Origin of the sequence: Aeromicrobium sp. (genome assembly GCF_036676885.1) — a bacterium.
Classification (GTDB): Bacteria; Actinomycetota; Actinomycetes; order Propionibacteriales; family Nocardioidaceae; genus Aeromicrobium.
Genome location: NZ_JAKFCB010000391.1, coordinates 1 through 4,897, shown reverse-complemented (window position 1 = coordinate 4,897; position 4,897 = coordinate 1). Strand labels below are relative to the sequence as shown.

Annotated in this window: 4 protein-coding genes; 2 read left to right on the top strand and 2 right to left on the bottom strand. The window is 68.4% G+C overall.

Annotated elements, in window-relative coordinates; genetic code table 11:
- The coding region (locus V6M46_RS18650) for a lamin tail domain-containing protein (RefSeq protein WP_332667874.1) at positions 1–1,025 on the bottom strand (1,025 nt) is incomplete at its 3' end.
- A gap of 14 nt (positions 1,026–1,039) precedes the next feature.
- Positions 1,040–3,280 (bottom strand): 5'-nucleotidase C-terminal domain-containing protein, encoded by a 2,241-nt coding sequence (locus V6M46_RS18645; RefSeq protein WP_332667872.1) that lies wholly within the window; start codon positions 3,278–3,280, stop codon positions 1,040–1,042.
- Between the two features lie 266 nt (positions 3,281–3,546).
- Between V6M46_RS18645 and deoC the strand changes: the two genes are divergently transcribed.
- Complete coding sequence (gene deoC, locus V6M46_RS18640) at positions 3,547–4,479, top strand: deoxyribose-phosphate aldolase (protein WP_332667870.1); 933 nt, start codon at positions 3,547–3,549, stop codon at positions 4,477–4,479.
- A 5-nt stretch (positions 4,480–4,484) separates the two neighbouring features.
- On the top strand, positions 4,485–4,897 hold a 413-nt coding region (locus V6M46_RS18635), incomplete at its 3' end, for an aldehyde dehydrogenase family protein (RefSeq protein ID WP_332667868.1).

Below are 4,897 nucleotides of genomic sequence, written 5' to 3'. Positions count from 1 at the left end.
CCCATCGGGAAGTCGACCGTGGCCGGCTGCACCGGCTCGGCCGGACCCGCCAGCTCCTTCCACCCGCCGGCGGACGTGCTGATCTCGGTCAGGCCGTTGAACTCGCTGACGGCCCCGGTGACCTCGACGAGGTCACCCTGGTCGACCGCCGCCGCGAAGGCAGATGAGAACACGAAGATGCCGTCGGAGGCGGTGTGCGTCGCGAGGTCGACGTCGCCGCCCGTGCCCGGGGTCTGGATGTACGCCCCGCTGAACCCGCCGGTCTTGTAGACCGCCGTGACGACGCCCTGGGTGATGACGTCCTTGCCCGCGAGCGGGCTCGCCGCGCCGTCGCCCTGGATCTGGGCGATCGTACGCTCGACCGGCGGCTCGGCGGGGACGCCGTCGCCGTCACATGCGTCGCCGCACGCGACCGGAGTCGGCGCACCGGCGGTGAAGTCGGCACTGTTGTTGTCGGTGTCGACCCCACCCGTGGCGCGGTTGAGCGAGGTGGTGACGCTCGTGCCGCTCGCCTTGGCCGCGGTCTCGTACGTGTTGGAGGTGCCGTAGCCGATCAGGTCGACGAGGTTGTCGTCGGCCAGGACTGCCGATGGCTGCCCCGTGAGCGCGGTCGTCGACTTCGACAGGGCGATCGTGCCGCTGGCTCCGGCGAAGCTCACCGTGCCGGCCACATCAGGCGTCGGCAGCGGCTCACCGTTGGCGGCGTTGCTGCTGCCGCTGACCAGCAGCGTGCCGCCGGGCTCGAGGTGGTGGTCGCCGAGCGGCGTCACGCCGCTGAACGCCGCCGTGCCGGTGGCCGAGCGATACTGCACTGACCAGCCGTTGACGCTGATCGTGTGGTCCGTCGGGTTGTGGAGCTCGACGAACTTGTTGAGGTACGTCGCGCCGGCGCTGCCGCCGTTGACGTAGACCTCGTTGATGACGACGTCGTCCCCTGCGGGGGTGGCCCCGGCCGGCGACGCGACGAGCGCGCCACCGCCGAGTGCCACTGCGAGCGCAAGACGTGCGAGACGACCAAGATGCATCCGAGAACTCCTCATCACGACTTGTTCTTGACCAGGATGGTGACCGTTGTCGACGACTCGACATGGCCCGCATCACCCTCGTAGCTGATCGTCAGCTGATGCTTGCCGATCGACAGCGAGCGCGCCGCCAGAGTGATCGTCACGGATCCGTCGACGAGCTCGGCCTCGCCGAGCACCGCGCCGTCTTCGCTGATCGTGACCGTGCCGGTCGGCGTCGTGCCGCTCGTGACGTCGATGTCGAAGTCGATCGGCGTCCGTGCGCTCTGCTTGGGAGCGACAGTCACCGTCGTGCTCGTGGACAGCGGCGGCGCCACCTCGAACGCCGGGAGCACAGCCGTCGTGCCGGTCGGCGAGGTCTTGATGCCCACGCGCGTCGTGCCCTCAACGCCCTTGGGCAGGTCGAAGGCGATCGTGGCCGTGCCACCGCTCGCCGGGAACGACCCGAGGTCGATCGGATCGGCGCCCTCCGGGTAGAGCGTCGCCTCGACGGACGTCGTGGCGGGCGCGCCGAGTGACGTGAGGTCCAGCTTGGGCAGCGTCAGCGAGACGCGGTCCCCGGCCGCATAGCTCGAGGACAGGCCGGTGACCGCGATCGAGCGGCGGGCGAAGTCCGGTGACACCGGCGAGTTGTCGGTCAGGTAGTCGATCCAGGCCTCGTAGTCCACGAGTCCGGTGTCGACCGTCGTGCCCTCCTTGAACGCCCGGAAGTTGTCGCCGCCGGTCGCGAGGAACGAGAACGTCGCGACCTTGTAGCTCGCGGCGGGATCCAGTGCATCACCGTTGATCGTGACCGACGTGATGCGATCGCCTTCGGGACGCGCGGCGTCGTACGTGTACTTGACGTTCTTCGACAGGCTCAGCTGCAGGTAGGCGCGGGACGGCACATTGCCGTTGGCGTCGCGCTGCCACTGCTGCTCGAGCACCTTCTTGAGCGAGGCGCCCGACAGCGTCACGGTGTTGAGCGCGTTGACGAACGGCAGGACCGAGTTGGCCTCGGCGTACGTGATGACGCCGTCGGTGTTGGCCGGATTGGACGTCGTGTTGCCGGCATAGCGCAGCTCGTCGCGCATGCCGCCGGGGTTGACGATGCCGATGTCCGCACCGGCGGTCGTGTCCTTGACCTTCGAGAGCAGCGCGTCGGCCACCAGGTGACCGAGGGTCGACTCGTTCGCGCGGTCGTCGCGCGTGGTGCCGGTGAAGGCCGTCGTGATGTCCGCCGTCAGCGAGCCGATCGGCTGGTTGCCGACCGTGGCGGCGTACGCGAGGGCGGCGTCGACGTCGGTCTTGACCTCCGCGACGCGGGGGAAGGTCGAGGTCAGGGTGCTGTCGGCTGTCGTCGTGCGGGCGACGTTCTTCTGGACGTACGAGCTGACGTCGCCAGTGGCGCCGTCGACCGTGAGCTTGATCTGGCCGACGTTGTCGCCGTAGTTGCCGGTCTGGATCAGCGGCCGCGTCCTGGTGGGGTCGCCCGGGATCGGGGCGTCGAAGGCGTACGCCTTGTGGGTGTGGCCCATGAAGATCGCGTCGACGGCCGGATCGGTCTGCTCGGCGATCTTCTTGAAGACAGCGCTGTGCTCGAGGTTCTGCGCGTACGTCTGTGCGCCGTCGGGAGCGCCCTCGTGGATCGACGCGACGATGACATCTGGCGCGTCCGGAAGGGCCTCCAGCTCGTCGACCGCGTCGTTGATCGCGTCGGTGGGATCCGTGAAGTCGATGTCGGCGATGCCGGCCGGGCTGACCAGCGCGTGGGTCTCCTCGGTGACAGCGCCCACCACGGCGACGTCGAGTCCCTGGATCGTGAAGATCTTGTACGCGTCGAGCGCGCGGCTGCCGTCGGACTTCTTGAAGACGTTGGCGCCCAGGAACGGGAAGTCGGCGGCCGGGGCGAGCCGGTTGATGAGGTCGTCGTAGCCCTTGTCGAACTCGTGGTTGCCCACCGCTGAGGCGTCGAGCTCGAGGTCGTTCAGCACGTCGATCGTGGGGATGTCACCCTGCACGGCCGAGGCGAACAGCGAGGCGCTGACGTTGTCGCCGGCGGAGATCAGCAGCGAGTTGGCGTCGCCACCGTCCTGGCGGAGCTGCTCGACGGTGCCGGCGAACTTGACGGTGTTGGCGTCGATGCGGCCGTGGAAGTCGTTGATGCCGATCAGGTTGAGTGTCACATCGTCGGCGGCGTCGGCCGGGGTGACGGCCAGGAGCGGGGCGCCGAGCAGCACCGCGGTGGCGGCGACGAGCGAGCGTGGGGTGAGCTTCACGTAGGGGTTCCTCTCGGGACTGACGGCGAGGAACGGCTACGCGTTGACATCGTCCCCCGATGCGGTCGACGTTCCTGAGAAGCTCTCAGAAACTGTCGATGGTCTAGGAGACCCTGAGGCCGCAGGCCTGTCAATCACTTACCGAGGCGGTTTGGTGACAACTCGATGAACCTCTCGCTACCTGTGCCCGTACGTTTCGCGGTGCCCGACAAAAGGCCTAATCTTGATCGGTGGCCCCGACGACGTGGCCGCACTCAGGAGGATTCGTGACTGGCGCCACCGCGTCCCTGCACAAGACCCTCGGCGGGCTGCCGGGCGTCGACCAGGTCGGGCTCGAGGCCCGCGCTGCCGGACTGGGGACCCGGTCGATCAAGACCACGGCCAAGGCCTGGGCGATCGACCTGGCCATCTCGATGGTCGACCTCACGACGCTCGAGGGAGCCGACACCCCGGGCAAGGTCCGCGCGCTGGCCAACAAGGCCATGCGCCCCGACCCCACCGACCCGACCTGCCCCTCGGCCGCGGCGGTCTGCGTCTACCCCGACATGGTCAAGATCGCCAAGGACACCCTCGGCGAGTCAGGACTCAAGGTGGCCAGCGTCGCGACCGCGTTCCCCTCGGGGCGCGCCGCCCTCGACATCAAGCTCGCCGACACCCGCGACGCGGTCGAGGCCGGCGCCGACGAGATCGACATGGTCATCGACCGCGGAGCGTTCCTGACCGGCAACTACGAGCTGGTCTTCGACGAGATCGTCGCGACCAAGGAGGCGTGCGCCCGCCCCGACGGCTCGCACGCCCACCTCAAGGTCATCTTCGAGACCGGTGAGCTGCAGACGTACGACAACGTCCGCAAGGCGTCCTGGCTGGCGATGATGGCCGGCGCCGACTTCATCAAGACCAGTACCGGCAAGGTCCAGCCGGCCGCGACGCTGCCGGTCACGCTCGTGATGCTCGAGGCCGTCCGCGACTTCCGCGCCGAGACCGGGGTGCAGGTCGGCGTCAAGCCCGCCGGCGGCATCCGTACGTCGAAGGACGCGATCAAGTACCTCGTGATGGTCAACGAGATCGCCGGCGACGACTGGCTCGACCCCGACTGGTTCCGGTTCGGCGCCTCGAGCCTGCTCAACGACCTGCTGCTGCAGCGACAGAAGATTGCCACCGGCCACTACTCCGGCCCCGACTACGTGACGTTGGACTGATTGCCATGACCAAGTTCGAATACGCACCGGCGCCCGAGTCGCGCGCGATCGTCGACATCAAGAGCTCGTACGGCCTGTTCATCGGCGGCGAGTTCGTCGACGGCAGGGGCGGCTCGTTCAAGTCGATCAGCCCGGCGACCGAGGAGGTCCTCGCCGAGGTCACCGAGGCGACCGCCGACGACGTCGACCAGGCGGTCAAGGCCGCGCGCCAGGCATACGACAAGGTCTGGTCCAAGCTGCCGGGCAGCGAGCGGGCCAAGTACCTCTACCGCATCGCCCGCATCATGGCCGAGCGCAGCCGCGAGTTCGCGGTGCTGGAGTCGCTCGACAACGGCAAGCCGATCAAGGAGTCGCGCGACGTCGACCTGCCGCTGGTCTCGCAGTGGTTCTTCTACTACGCCGGCTGGGCCGACAAGCT